We start from the raw sequence: 12,430 nt of genomic DNA, 5'->3' as shown, positions 1-12,430 counted from the left end.
CGCAGCTAGACTGGAAGCTAGAAAGAATAGATTGGAGATTTATTATGGCTTATCAAGTCATTATACCTGCTGCAGGTCAAGGGAAGAGGATGGGCGCAGGGAAAAATAAGCTTTTATTAGAGTTAAATAGTATTCCTGTATTCATTCATTCACTAAAGGTTTTTGAGGAAGATGAGCTATGTGATGGAATAATCTTAGCCATTCACCAACAGGACGAAGCTGAATTTAATTCCCTTTTGAAGGAGCATGGAGTGAAGAAGGTGCTTGAATTAGTTCCAGGAGGGAAAGAGCGTCAGGATAGCATTTATAATGCCTTGAAGACAGTGAAGACTGATGGGATAATTCTTGTTCATGATGCGGCTCGTCCTTTTATTCTCAAGGAACATATTCACCGACTACTAGATACAGCACAAGAAACAGGTGCAGCAATCATTGGAGTGCCAGCAAAAGATACCATGAAAACAGTACGTGATGATGTAGTAATGGCAACTGTCGAAAGGTCTAGCTTGTGGGCTGTACAAACCCCACAAGCTTTTCGTTTTTCCCTATTGTATAGGGCATACGAACAGGCAGAAAAGGATGGATTTATCGGTACGGATGATTCTAGTTTGGTAGAGCGAATCTCTCATCCAGTTACAATGGTCGAGGGGGACTATGATAATATCAAGCTTACGACACAGGAAGATCTATTTTTTGCACAAGCAATTTTACAGAAAAGACAAGGGAGTTTTTGAATATGTTTCGTATTGGACAAGGCTTTGATGTACATCAATTAACGGAGGATCGACCGCTGATTATTGGCGGCATTACCATCCCATATGAAAAAGGACTGCTGGGACACTCAGATGCAGATGTTTTATTACATACGGTAGCGGATGCATGTCTTGGAGCTATTGGAGAAGGTGATATTGGCAGGCATTTTCCAGATACAGATCCAAACTTTAAAGATGCAGATTCAGCTAAATTGATGGAGCATGTGTGGCAGCTTGTCAAAGATAGAGGATATGAGCTTGTTAATGCAGATTGTACAATCATTGCACAAAAGCCTAAAATGGCACCCTATATTCAGCAAATGAAAGTGAGAATTGCTGAATTACTTAATGCTTCTCCTGAACAAATCAATGTGAAGGCGACAACGACAGAAAAGCTAGGCTTTACTGGCCGTGGTGAAGGAATTGCCTCACAAGCGGTAGTTTTACTAAAAAGGAATTAAATTCTTTATTGCTGAAATACACAATGGTAAAATAAATCAGATATAGAAAATCAACGGTATACGGAGGCATAATGATGTCAAATGAAGTTCGTGTAAGGTATGCTCCAAGTCCTACTGGACATTTACATATTGGGAATGCCCGTACTGCATTATTTAATTATTTGTTTGCACGTAATCAGGGCGGTAAATTTATTATCCGGATTGAAGACACAGATAAGAAACGGAATATTGCTGGCGGAGAAGAAAGCCAATTAAAATACCTTAAATGGCTCGGTATGGATTGGGATGAAAGTGTGGATGTCGGCGGTGAATATGGACCTTATCGACAGTCAGAGAGAAATGATATTTATCAAACCTACTACAATCAATTATTAGAAAATGGTCATGCCTATAAATGTTATTGTACAGAAGCAGAAATCGCAGCAGAACGGGAAGAGCAGACTGAAAGAGGCGAAACTCCTCAATATTCTGGAAAGTGCCGTCATCTAACTGCTGAGGAACGTGCAAAATTAGAAAGTGAAGGCCGCGAGCCGAGTATTCGAATCATCGTACCAGAAGGGAAAACTTACACCTTCGAGGATATGGTAAAAGGGACTGTTTCCTTTGAGTCGGAAGGAATGGGCGATTGGGTCATCATCAAAAAGGATGGAACGCCAACTTATAATTTTGCGGTAACGGTTGATGATTACTTAATGAAAATTTCGCATGTCCTTCGCGGAGATGACCATATATCCAATACGCCTAAGCAGTTAATGGTATATCAAGCCTTAGGCTGGGAGCCGCCGATTTTTGGTCACATGACACTAATCGTGAATGAAAGCAGAAAGAAGTTAAGCAAACGGGATGAATCTATTATTCAATTTATCGAACAATATGAAGAATTAGGCTATCTGCCAGAGGCTTTGTTTAACTTTATTACATTACTAGGCTGGTCACCAACAGGTGAAGAGGAGCTATACTCTAAAGAGGAATTTATTGAAATTTTCGATGCCAATCGCTTATCAAAATCCCCGGCTTTATTTGATACAAATAAGCTGACATGGATGAACAATCAATATATGAAGAAGATAGAGGTTGATCGAGTATTGGAGCTATCCATGCCACATCTAGTAAAAGCTGGAGTGTTAAGTGAGAGCTTGACGGATGAAGATCATGAGTGGGCAAGAGGTTTAGTTAGTTTGTTACAGGAAAAAATGAGCTTCGGTGCAGAGATTGTTGAGCTTTCGGATATGTTTTTTAAAGAAGAGGCAGAATACGAAGAGGATGCTAAGGAAGTATTAACAGGAGAAACAGTTCCTGAAGTACTTAAGGCTTTTGCTGAGGAGCTAGAGAAACTAGACAACTTTAAAGCCGGTGAAATTAAAGCGGCGATGAAGGCAGTTCAAAAATCCACCGGTCAAAAGGGAAAAAATTTGTTTATGCCGATTCGTGCAGCTGTTTCTGGTCAAACACATGGTCCAGATTTACCTCAGGCTATTGAACTTTTAGGAAAAGGAAAAGTTCTAAATAGAATTCAAAAAATTATTGGTTAACATTTGAACAAATATGTAATATAGTAATGGATATATACTCTTGATAAGAAAAAGTGTTGAAGAGGAAAAGTAGAATATGACGCTTTAAAGAGAAAACCATCATCGGCTGAAAGTGGTTTAAGCCTCTCATGTTTGAAAATGCACCTCTGAGTCCCATTTCGAAAGATGTTACATCTGTGTAGATATGGGCGGAACCTTTCCGTTAACAGGTAGAGTGAGACCAATGTAAGCTGTATGTAAAGCAGCTTAGGTCTAATCAGAGTGGAACCGCGCCAAAGCGTCTCTGTCGTTATGACAGGGGCGTTTTTTATTTTTCAAAAAAGACAAAGGGGAACAACGTAGAGGAGACTATCTTGGGCTAAAGCTAATGTTTTATAAACAATAAGGGGGAAATGAAAAAATGTTCAAAAGGATGAGGGAGGATATTGAGGTTGTTTTTGAACAAGATCCTGCAGCGAGAACCTACCTAGAGGTTATCCTAACGTACTCAGGCTTACACGCGATTTGGGCACACCGTATTGCCCATGCATTTTTTAAACGGAAATTATATTTTCTTGCAAGGGTAATTTCTCAGATTAGTCGCTTTTTCACAGGTATTGAAATCCATCCGGGTGCAAAAATAGGCAGGAGATTTTTTATAGATCACGGAATGGGCGTTGTTATCGGAGAAACTTGTGAAATTGGTGATAATGTAACAGTGTTTCAAGGTGTGACATTAGGTGGAACTGGAAAAGAAAAAGGTAAACGTCATCCAACGATAAAGGATAATGCGTTAATTGCAACAGGTGCTAAGGTGCTAGGCTCAATCACCATTGGGGAAAATTCGAAGATTGGTGCAGGCTCTGTCGTCTTAAAGGAAGTACCGCCTAATTCAACGGTTGTAGGTGTTCCAGGAAGGGTAGTAATTCAGGACGGCAAGAGAATAACGAGAGACTTAGACCATTGTAACCTTCCTGACCCAATTGCAGATCGACTAAGGGAAATGCAAATAGAATTGAGTGATTTAAGAGAAGAGTTAATTGAATTGAAAAAAGAAAGGACTAAAGTAAATGGCCATTCAGCTTTATAATACATTAACCCGAAGAAAAGAAGAGTTCATCCCCCTTGAGGAAGGGAAAGTTAAAATGTATGTTTGCGGACCGACTGTCTATAATTATATTCATATCGGTAATGCACGACCGGCTATTGTTTTTGATACGGTTCGTCGTTATTTTGAATACCGTGGCTATGATATACAATATGTTTCCAATTTTACAGATGTGGATGATAAATTAATCCGTGCTGCAAATCAACTTGGGGTGGATGTCCCTGCTATCGCGGATCGTTTCATTCAAGCGTATTTTGAAGATGTGTCAGCATTAGGCTGCAAACAAGCGGATGTTCACCCACGGGTAATGGAAAATATGGATATTATCATTGATTTTATTGCACAGCTTATTGAAAAAGGTTTTGCCTATGAATCAGAAGGTGATGTTTATTTCAGAACAAGAAGCTTTAATGACTACGGTAAACTCTCCCATCAATCTATTGATGACCTGCAAATTGGAGCAAGAATTGAAATTGGTGAGAAGAAGCAGGATGATCTGGACTTTGCATTATGGAAAGCTGCAAAAGAAGGGGAAATCTTTTGGGAAAGCCCTTGGGGAATAGGGCGTCCAGGCTGGCATATTGAGTGCTCGGCAATGGCGAAAAAATACCTGGGTGACACGATTGATATCCATGCTGGCGGTCAAGATTTAACCTTCCCGCACCATGAAAATGAAATTGCTCAATCGGAGGCACTATCTGGAAAGACCTTTTCCCGCTACTGGATGCATAACGGATATATCAATATTGACAATGAAAAGATGTCAAAATCGCTTGGGAACTTTGTTCTTGTCCATGACATAATAAAGGCACACAATCCACAAGTGTTGAGATTTTTTATGCTTTCGGTTCATTACCGCAATCCTATCAACTATAGTGAGGAGTTACTTGAAAGCACAAAGGCTGCCTTTGAACGCTTAACAACCTCTTATCAAAATTTAAAACATCGTAAGGAATCTAGTACAGATTTAACAAATAATAATCAGGAGTGGCTAGATAAAATAGCAGCCATTCAGGATGAGTTTACAAAAGCAATGGATGATGATTTCAATACGGCAAAAGCTATTTCTGTTTTGTTTGACCTTTCGAAGTTGGCTAACTACTATCTATTGGAAAAGAACACTGCGGTAGAAGTAATTGATACATTTACCAAACAATTTGATAAGTTATTTAATGTCTTAGGTCTGACACTTGAACAAACGACAGAAATGTTAGAGGAAGAAATAGATGCCTTAATAGAAAAAAGAATTCAGGCTCGCAAAGACCGTAATTTTCAATTGTCTGACCAAATTAGAGATCAACTAAAGGAAATGAATATTATTTTAGAAGATACTCCGCAGGGTACAAGATGGAAAAGAGGCTAATTCATGCTTGATTATCAAGAAAAAGTAAATGCTAATCAATTGAACAGTCTTGCACTAGCTTACTTGGGTGATGCTGTCTATGAGATTTATGTCAGACGTCACCTCCTGCAAAGCGGGAAGGTAAAGCCTAACAGTCTTCACCGTGAAGGGACAACCTATGTTTCCGCAAAGGCGCAATGCCAAGTGTTATTTCGAATGATGGATGAAAACCTCCTTACAGAGGAGGAGTTGGCGGTAGTTAAGCGCGGACGTAATGCTAAATCAGGTACGGTGCCAAAAAACACAGACGTCCAAACCTACCATTACAGCACCGCATTTGAAGCGTTATTAGGATTTTTATATTTAACAGAGAGAACGGAACGACTTGAAGAACTTATCGTAAAGTCCTTTGAACATGTGGAAGAAAAGAAAGGAGGAAAAAGCGAGTGAACGAAAACCAGGATTATATCATTGGTAAAAACCCAGTTATGGAAGCACTAAGGTCGGAAAGAGATATCAACAAAATATTGATTGCAGAATCCTCCCAGCGTGGTCAAATGCAGCAATTAATTCAATTAGCAAAAGAAGCAAATGTTATCGTTCAATTTGTCCCAAAGAAAAAAATTGACCAGATATCTGATGAAAATCATCAGGGAGTTCTTGCTTACGTTGCAGCCTACCAATATGCAGAGATGGATGATTTATTTGCAGCAGCAGAAAAGAAGAACGAGTCTCCATTCTTTTTATTATTGGATGAAATTGAGGATCCTCATAATCTAGGGTCAATCATGCGTACGGCAGACGCAGTAGGCGCACATGGAATTATTATTCCAAAAAGAAGAGCAGTTGGTTTAACGGCTACGGTCGCAAAAGCCTCAACAGGTGCAATAGAACATATCCCGGTAGTCCGTGTTACCAATATGGCGAGAACCATCGATGAATTAAAGGAGCGCGGTGTTTGGATTGCCGGTACTGATGCAAGTGGAAAACAAGATTATCGTCAATTAGATGGTACGATGCCGTTAGGTCTGGTAATTGGGAGCGAAGGAAAAGGGATGGGACGTCTTGTTAGAGATAAATGTGATTTCCTCATCAACCTGCCGATGGCTGGAAAGGTAACATCATTAAATGCTTCTGTTGCAGCAGCGTTATTAATGTATGAGGTATACCGCAGGCGGCATCCTCTTGAGGGATAGCAATGGACATTTTGCTCGTCGATGGATATAACATAATTGGGGCTTGGCCTGAGTTAAGGGCATTAAAGGACCATGACTTACCAGCAGCAAGGGACCGTTTAGTAGAACGGATGGCAGAATACCAAGCATATTCAGGTTATCGGGTCATTGTTGTTTTTGACGCCTACTATGTGCAAGGAACCGAAAAGAAGTATAGAAACCATAAAGTAGAGGTTATTTTTACAAAAGAAAACGAAACAGCGGATGAGCGAATTGAGAAATTAGCCATTGCTTTAAATAACCGGAGGACTCAAATTCATGTTGCTACCTCGGATTATACAGAGCAATGGGCTATTTTCGGCCAAGGAGCACTAAGGAAATCTGCACGGGAGTTACTTATAGAAATGTCCTCAGTCGAAAAGGGAATCGAGAAAAAGGTGAAAAAAATTCAAGAAAAAAGGCCAGTCTCAAAAATACCAATTAGCAGTGAAGTGGCAGAAATTTTTGAAAAATGGCGCAGAGGTCAAAAGTAAGCGTTGACGTTCAAAAGTTTTCGACAGTATAATAATACTATCTATGCTTGTTTGGTGGAGGGGGATCTTAATTGAGTACAGACTTCGGGGAAAAAAGCAACCTGCTATTTTTATCAATGGAAGACGAGGGAATTGTAGATCTAGTGCACCAAGGTAATAGTGAGGCTTTGGATTATTTAATCCACAAATATCGAAATTTTGTACGTGCAAAGGCAAGGTCCTACTTCCTAATCGGTGCAGATAAAGAAGATATTGTTCAAGAGGGAATGATTGGGTTATATAAGGCAATACGTGACTTTCGCGAGGACAAGCTTACCTCCTTTAAGGCGTTTGCTGAACTATGTATCACTCGGCAAATTATCACTGCAATTAAGACAGCAACAAGACAAAAGCACATACCATTAAATTCCTATGTATCATTGGATAAACCTATCTATGATGAAGAATCTGACCGCACATTAATGGATGTCCTTTCTGGTGCGAAGGTTCTTGACCCAGAGGAACTGATTATTAATCAAGAAGAATTCGATCACATAGAAGTGAAAATGACTGAATTATTGAGCGATTTAGAACGTAAGGTTTTGGCGTTATATCTAGATGGGCAATCCTATCAGGAGATTTCAGAAGAACTGAATCGTCATGTTAAATCAATTGATAATGCTTTGCAGCGTGTAAAAAGAAAATTAGAACGGTATTTAGAAATTAGGGAATTTAGTCTCTGATTTTTGAAAATGGTGACATTTGGATGAACACGCACGCGAATCCTGTTGACAATAATTAGGGGTCATGTTACATTTTTAAAGATATAAAAGATGGATATTGAAGGTGTCGAATTATGAGTAAAAAGATTATTCTGGCATGTGCTGACTGTGGGTCACGTAATTACACTACGAATGCAAATCAGTTACAATCAGAACGATTGGAATTAAAAAAATATTGCAAAACATGCGCCACCCATACAATCCACCGAGAAACAAAATAATTTTTATTCATAACAAGCAATGTTATTCCAATAGTTGGAGGGTTACAGATATGCAACGCTTAAAGAAATTCTTCAGTGATGTTTTACTTGAAATGAGAAAAGTTAGTTGGCCGAAACGCAAGGAACTAACTCGCTATACCATTACTGTTCTTACAACAGTTGCTTTTTTTGCAATATTTTTTGGAGTAGTCGATTTAGGAATTTCGGAATTGATTCGGGTTATCCTTGAATAATAAAAGGTATTTCATGGTATAATGGTGAATAATAAAGCAGTTATTTATGTAAAGCCCGTCTAACGGGTTTTTTCATTTGTCTAGAAAGTTTTATTTTTTTATAAAAGTACGGGGAGGGATGGACGTTTAGTCCTCTTGAATGGAAAAAAATTGGTATGTTTTACATACTTACTCAGGTTATGAAAATAAGGTAAAAGCGAATCTAGAAAAACGTGTTGAATCAATGGGTATGACGGATAGAATCTTCCGTGTAGTAGTGCCTGAAGAAGAAGAGACAGAAATAAAAAATGGAAAAACGAAAGTAGTGAAAAGAAAAGTATTTCCAGGCTATGTACTTGTTGAAATCGTCATGACAGATGATTCGTGGTATGTTGTACGGAATACTCCAGGTGTAACTGGATTTGTCGGTTCTGCTGGAGCAGGATCTAAACCAACTCCACTACTGCCTGAAGAAGTAGTTGTCATCCTAAAACGCATGGGCGTTGATGAGAAACGCATCGATGTAAACTATGAAATTGGCGAAACGGTTCGGGTAAAAGAAGGTCCATTCATGAACTTTACAGGAACAGTAGAAGAAATGGATAAAGACAAGGCAAAACTTAAAGTTCTCGTTAATATGTTTGGCCGGGATACCCCGGTAGAACTAGAATTTACACAGATTGAGAAGTTGTAAATTAAAGAATTATTAATAGTAATTTGAAAAAAACTTGAAATCATTTTTAAAAAGTGGTAATATTTCATAGGTCAGTATGTCTCTTGTGAGACTAGACTTTTGATAAGATCTTTATCTTTATATAAAGACAGATACCTGAGTGGGAGGGCAAAAACCCTATTACCACATCACGGACTTTAAGGAGGTGTGTCTCGTGGCTAAAAAAGTAATTAAAGTTGTTAAATTACAAATCCCTGCTGGGAAAGCGAATCCTGCACCACCAGTTGGACCTGCATTAGGTCAAGCCGGTGTTAATATCATGGGATTCTGTAAAGAATTTAACGCTCGTACAGCAGATCAAGCTGGATTAATCATTCCTGTTGAAATCACGGTTTTTGAAGACCGTTCATTTACATTTATTACGAAAACTCCTCCTGCTGCAGTTCTTTTGAAAGTAGCAGCTGGAATCCAGTCTGGTTCTGGTGAACCAAACCGTAATAAGGTAGCAACAGTTAAGCGTAATACAGTACGCGAGATTGCGGAACAGAAAATGCCTGACCTAAACGCTGCAAGCGTTGAAGCAGCAATGCGCATGGTTGAAGGTACTGCTCGCAGCATGGGAATCGTTATCGAAGACTAATCCATGCAAACTGTTTTTTGTAATGAAGGGGGTTGCGTTACTTACGCAACCTTTATTCGTGGCAAGCTGCGGCGCCTAGCCCCTCGGGGTCATAAGCCAATCCGTCCAGAAGGTAAATAACAACCTTCTAGCCGGCTCGTCTTATGCCTGTCGGGGCTGGACAAGGCGCCTCCGCTTTTATAAGTGGGAGTTATTAAACGTTAAAACCACAATCTAGGAGGAAATAAAAATGGCTAAAAAAGGTAAGAAGTATTTAGAAGCTGCTAAGCTTGTTGATAATACAAAAGCTTATCCAGTTGCTGAAGCAATCGAACTTGCAAAGCAAACTAATTATGCTAAATTTGATGCGACACTTGAAGTTGCATTCCGTTTAGGTGTAGACCCTAAGAAAGCTGACCAGCAAATCCGTGGTGCGGTAGTACTTCCAAACGGAACTGGTAAAACTCAACGTGTTTTAGTATTCGCGAAGGGTGAAAAAGTAAAAGAAGCAGAAGCTGCTGGTGCAGATTATGTTGGCGATGCAGAATACATCACTAAAATCCAACAAGGTTGGTTTGACTTTGATGTAATCGTAGCAACTCCTGACATGATGGGTGAAGTGGGTAAACTTGGTCGTACTTTAGGGCCAAAAGGTTTAATGCCAAACCCTAAAACAGGTACAGTAACATTTGATGTAACTAGAGCTATTAACGAAATTAAAGCAGGTAAAGTTGAGTACCGTGTAGATAAAGCTGGAAATATCCACGTGCCTATCGGTAAATCATCTTTCGAAAACGAAAAGCTTGTTGAGAACTTCAAAACTGTGTTCGAAACAATGGTTAAAGTTAAACCTGCAGCTGCAAAGGGAACATACATGAAGAACGTAACAGTTACTTCAACTATGGGACCTGGCGTGAAGGTTGATCCTTCATCTGTAACAGTTAAGTAATTTTTTACCAATTGACAAATATAGATACATTTTATATAATCTATTTTGTTGTTTAAATAAAACATTTGTACTGAAGACAGCAGGTGCGAGCATTCGCTTAATTCCCTGCCGAGGTAATGCGATAGAATTGGCTGAAATCTTCGGCTATTGTATGCACCTCCATGTCTGACTATTGATATGGAGGTTTTACTTTGCCTGGTATAAATGTAGAGAATCTACAGGAGGTGTAAAGATGAGCAGCGCAATCCAACAAAAAGTTCAAATCGTTGATGAAATTACAGCTAAGTTAAAAGCTAGTGTTTCAACAATCGTAGTTGACTACCGTGGTCTGACTGTTGCTGAAGTAACTGAACTTCGTAAGCAACTTCGTGAAGCGGGTATCGACTTCAAAGTTTACAAAAACTCTATGACTCGTCGTGCGGCTGATGCAGCTGAACTTTCAGAGTTAAATGCAGCATTAACTGGTCCGAACGCAATCGCGTTCAGCACGGAAGATGTAGTAGCACCTGCAAAAATTCTTAATGACTTTGCTAAAAAGCACGATGCACTTGAAATTAAAGCTGGTGTAATCGAAGGCAATGTAGCAACAGTTGATGAGGTTAAAGCACTTGCAGAACTACCTTCACGCGAAGGTTTGCTTTCTATGCTACTCAGCGTACTACAAGCTCCAATCCGCAACCTTGCTCTTGTTACAAAAGCAGTTGCAGAACAAAAAGAAGAACAAGGCGCGTAAGTTAACACTTATCGCTTAACAAATAACGGAATGAAAACTAAGGAGGAACATTAAAATGACTAAAGAACAAATCATTGAAGCAGTTAAATCTATGACTGTTTTAGAACTTAACGACCTAGTAAAAGCAATCGAAGAAGAATTCGGCGTAACTGCTGCTGCACCAGTAGCAATGGGCGGAGCGGCTGTAGCAGCTGTTGAAGAGCAAACTGAATTTGATGTAATCCTAGCTAGCGCTGGCGATCAAAAAATCAAGGTTATCAAAGCTGTACGTGAAATCACTGGTCTTGGTCTTAAAGAAGCAAAAGACCTTGTTGACAACACTCCAAAAGCTGTTAAAGAAGGCGTTTCTAAAGAAGAAGCTGAAGAACTTAAAGCTAAACTTGCTGAAGTTGGAGCAAACGTTGAAGTTAAGTAATAACCTTATAGAAAAGCTCGCTGTATAAGCGGGCTTTTTTTCGATACTTAAAAGCAGAAGCGCCTAGGTGGCTTCCGCTAGATATTGGTTTTTTTCCTCAGGTAACCTCATTAATGAACACTCCTCAGGAGGTGAGCTTATTGTCTGAACATTACTATTCTCGTACACAAAAGGTTGAAAGTGAACCGAAATTTTGGGACTTTACTTTAAGGAGTCAGTTATTTCGTTTTAAAACTGATAATGGAGTCTTTTCAAAGAAGGAAGTAGATTTTGGCTCTCGCTTATTAATAGAAGCTTTTGAATTGCCAAATGTGGAAGGATCTGTCCTAGATGTAGGCTGCGGATACGGTCCAATTGGCCTTTCGATTGCGAAAAATTATCCAGAGCGCATTGTACATATGATTGATGTAAATGAACGGGCGATTGAATTGTCAAAAGCTAACGCTGTGCAAAATGCCGTACACAATGTTGAAATTTATGAAAGTGACACTTTGATAAGCGTAAAGGAATTTAATTTTGCGGCTATTTTAACAAACCCGCCTATTAGAGCAGGTAAAAAGACGGTCCATGATATTTTTGAACAAAGTTATGAGCATTTAGTCACCAGTGGGGAGCTTTGGATTGTCATTCAAAAGAAGCAAGGTGCACCCTCTGCTCTCGAAAAATTAAAAGAACGATTTACTACTGTTGAAACGATTGACAAGTCTAAAGGTTATTTTATTATTAAGGCAGTAAAATAGTTGACTTGAATTTGTCAAGTGTGTTAGCATTATAAAATGCCATCATAATATTTTCCGAATTATTCCTGAAAATACTTATTTTATAAGTATAAAACATGTTTAAGTCGGAAAAGATGACAAAATAATAGTCAAAATGTGAAAATGTGGTTTTTAAGAAATAAAAACCCTTTTTCTTTTTTTGTCTAATGGAGGAACTCCTTTTGTTCCTTTCATAAGACCAAAATA

Annotated in this window: 17 protein-coding genes and 2 other annotated features; all 17 genes read left to right on the top strand. The window is 39.0% G+C overall.

Annotated features, from left to right (window positions below):
- Window positions 1-44 precede the first annotated feature (44 nt).
- The 17 genes from ispD to CHI06_RS21555 all read left to right on the top strand — a co-directional run bounded on the left by ispD (window position 45) and on the right by CHI06_RS21555 (window position 12,205).
- A complete protein-coding gene (gene ispD / locus CHI06_RS21635) occupies window positions 45-734 on the top strand; it encodes a 2-C-methyl-D-erythritol 4-phosphate cytidylyltransferase (protein WP_095250645.1) in 690 nt (229 codons plus the stop codon).
- A 2-nt stretch (window positions 735-736) separates the two neighbouring features.
- On the top strand, window positions 737-1,213 hold the full coding sequence (gene ispF / locus CHI06_RS21630) for a 2-C-methyl-D-erythritol 2,4-cyclodiphosphate synthase (protein ID WP_095250644.1): 477 nt from the start codon (window positions 737-739) through the stop codon (window positions 1,211-1,213).
- Between the two features lie 74 nt (window positions 1,214-1,287).
- Window positions 1,288-2,745 (top strand): glutamate--tRNA ligase, encoded by a 1,458-nt coding sequence (gltX, locus tag CHI06_RS21625; protein ID WP_095250643.1) that lies wholly within the window; start codon window positions 1,288-1,290, stop codon window positions 2,743-2,745.
- Between the two features lie 47 nt (window positions 2,746-2,792).
- Window positions 2,793-3,033, top strand: a binding site (T-box leader).
- A 112-nt stretch (window positions 3,034-3,145) separates the two neighbouring features.
- Window positions 3,146-3,814 carry a serine O-acetyltransferase gene (gene cysE, locus CHI06_RS21620; protein WP_095250642.1) on the top strand — a complete coding sequence of 223 codons (669 nt, stop codon included), beginning with the start codon at window positions 3,146-3,148 and terminating at the stop codon, window positions 3,812-3,814.
- A complete protein-coding gene (cysS, locus tag CHI06_RS21615; RefSeq protein WP_095250641.1) occupies window positions 3,795-5,195 on the top strand; it encodes a cysteine--tRNA ligase in 1,401 nt (466 codons plus the stop codon). Before cysE ends, cysS begins: the two co-directional genes overlap by 20 nt.
- A gap of 3 nt (window positions 5,196-5,198) precedes the next feature.
- Window positions 5,199-5,624, top strand: coding sequence for a Mini-ribonuclease 3 (locus CHI06_RS21610; protein ID WP_095250640.1), 426 nt, complete (start codon window positions 5,199-5,201; stop codon window positions 5,622-5,624).
- Window positions 5,621-6,370, top strand: a complete 750-nt coding sequence (rlmB, locus tag CHI06_RS21605; RefSeq protein ID WP_095250639.1) for a 23S rRNA (guanosine(2251)-2'-O)-methyltransferase RlmB — start codon at window positions 5,621-5,623, stop codon at window positions 6,368-6,370. Before CHI06_RS21610 ends, rlmB begins: the two co-directional genes overlap by 4 nt.
- 2 nt (window positions 6,371-6,372) lie before the next feature.
- Window positions 6,373-6,882, top strand: a complete 510-nt coding sequence (locus tag CHI06_RS21600; RefSeq protein ID WP_095250638.1) for an NYN domain-containing protein — start codon at window positions 6,373-6,375, stop codon at window positions 6,880-6,882.
- Between the two features lie 116 nt (window positions 6,883-6,998).
- The gene (gene sigH, locus CHI06_RS21595) at window positions 6,999-7,604 is read left to right on the top strand and encodes an RNA polymerase sporulation sigma factor SigH (RefSeq protein ID WP_179292730.1); all 606 of its coding nucleotides are present in this window, start codon (window positions 6,999-7,001) and stop codon (window positions 7,602-7,604) included.
- A 113-nt stretch (window positions 7,605-7,717) separates the two neighbouring features.
- Window positions 7,718-7,864, top strand: coding sequence for a 50S ribosomal protein L33 (rpmG, locus tag CHI06_RS21590; protein ID WP_095250636.1), 147 nt, complete (start codon window positions 7,718-7,720; stop codon window positions 7,862-7,864).
- Between the two features lie 50 nt (window positions 7,865-7,914).
- Entirely contained in the window at window positions 7,915-8,097 is a 183-nt protein-coding gene (gene secE / locus CHI06_RS21585; protein ID WP_095250635.1) for a preprotein translocase subunit SecE, read from the top strand.
- A 139-nt stretch (window positions 8,098-8,236) separates the two neighbouring features.
- Complete coding sequence (gene nusG, locus CHI06_RS21580) at window positions 8,237-8,770, top strand: transcription termination/antitermination protein NusG (RefSeq protein WP_095250634.1); 534 nt, start codon at window positions 8,237-8,239, stop codon at window positions 8,768-8,770.
- A gap of 193 nt (window positions 8,771-8,963) precedes the next feature.
- Entirely contained in the window at window positions 8,964-9,389 is a 426-nt protein-coding gene (gene rplK, locus CHI06_RS21575) for a 50S ribosomal protein L11 (RefSeq protein WP_026565509.1), read from the top strand.
- Between the two features lie 229 nt (window positions 9,390-9,618).
- Window positions 9,619-10,317, top strand: a complete 699-nt coding sequence (gene rplA, locus CHI06_RS21570) for a 50S ribosomal protein L1 (protein WP_095250633.1) — start codon at window positions 9,619-9,621, stop codon at window positions 10,315-10,317.
- 52 nt (window positions 10,318-10,369) lie between these two features.
- Window positions 10,370-10,516: a sequence feature (ribosomal protein L10 leader region), on the top strand.
- Between the two features lie 33 nt (window positions 10,517-10,549).
- Entirely contained in the window at window positions 10,550-11,050 is a 501-nt protein-coding gene (gene rplJ / locus CHI06_RS21565; RefSeq protein WP_095250632.1) for a 50S ribosomal protein L10, read from the top strand.
- A 55-nt stretch (window positions 11,051-11,105) separates the two neighbouring features.
- A complete protein-coding gene (gene rplL, locus CHI06_RS21560; protein ID WP_095250631.1) occupies window positions 11,106-11,465 on the top strand; it encodes a 50S ribosomal protein L7/L12 in 360 nt (119 codons plus the stop codon).
- Between the two features lie 140 nt (window positions 11,466-11,605).
- A complete protein-coding gene (locus CHI06_RS21555) occupies window positions 11,606-12,205 on the top strand; it encodes a class I SAM-dependent methyltransferase (protein ID WP_095250630.1) in 600 nt (199 codons plus the stop codon).
- The last annotated feature ends 225 nt before the right edge of the window (window positions 12,206-12,430 follow it).

It is taken from the genome of Bacillus sp. 7884-1 (genome assembly GCF_002272245.1).
Lineage (GTDB): Bacteria > Bacillota > Bacilli > Bacillales > Cytobacillaceae > Neobacillus.
This window is presented reverse-complemented; position numbering and strand designations above follow the sequence as displayed.

What these genes read in the sequence shown, in the direction of transcription:
- CHI06_RS21610 (WP_095250640.1), top strand. Translation starts at nt 5,199, where the DNA reads ATGCTTGATTATCAAGAAAAAGTAAATGCTAATCAATTGAACAGTCTT.
- ispF (WP_095250644.1), top strand. Translation starts at nt 737, where the DNA reads ATGTTTCGTATTGGACAAGGCTTTGATGTACATCAATTAACGGAGGAT.
- nusG (WP_095250634.1), top strand. Translation starts at nt 8,237, where the DNA reads ATGGAAAAAAATTGGTATGTTTTACATACTTACTCAGGTTATGAAAAT.
- rplA (WP_095250633.1), top strand. Translation starts at nt 9,619, where the DNA reads ATGGCTAAAAAAGGTAAGAAGTATTTAGAAGCTGCTAAGCTTGTTGAT.
- ispD (WP_095250645.1), top strand. Translation starts at nt 45, where the DNA reads ATGGCTTATCAAGTCATTATACCTGCTGCAGGTCAAGGGAAGAGGATG.
- secE (WP_095250635.1), top strand. Translation starts at nt 7,915, where the DNA reads ATGCAACGCTTAAAGAAATTCTTCAGTGATGTTTTACTTGAAATGAGA.
- sigH (WP_179292730.1), top strand. Translation starts at nt 6,999, where the DNA reads ATGGAAGACGAGGGAATTGTAGATCTAGTGCACCAAGGTAATAGTGAG.
- cysE (WP_095250642.1), top strand. Translation starts at nt 3,146, where the DNA reads ATGTTCAAAAGGATGAGGGAGGATATTGAGGTTGTTTTTGAACAAGAT.
- rpmG (WP_095250636.1), top strand. Translation starts at nt 7,718, where the DNA reads ATGAGTAAAAAGATTATTCTGGCATGTGCTGACTGTGGGTCACGTAAT.
- rplL (WP_095250631.1), top strand. Translation starts at nt 11,106, where the DNA reads ATGACTAAAGAACAAATCATTGAAGCAGTTAAATCTATGACTGTTTTA.
- rplJ (WP_095250632.1), top strand. Translation starts at nt 10,550, where the DNA reads ATGAGCAGCGCAATCCAACAAAAAGTTCAAATCGTTGATGAAATTACA.
- cysS (WP_095250641.1), top strand. Translation starts at nt 3,795, where the DNA reads ATGGCCATTCAGCTTTATAATACATTAACCCGAAGAAAAGAAGAGTTC.
- CHI06_RS21600 (WP_095250638.1), top strand. Translation starts at nt 6,373, where the DNA reads ATGGACATTTTGCTCGTCGATGGATATAACATAATTGGGGCTTGGCCT.
- gltX (WP_095250643.1), top strand. Translation starts at nt 1,288, where the DNA reads ATGTCAAATGAAGTTCGTGTAAGGTATGCTCCAAGTCCTACTGGACAT.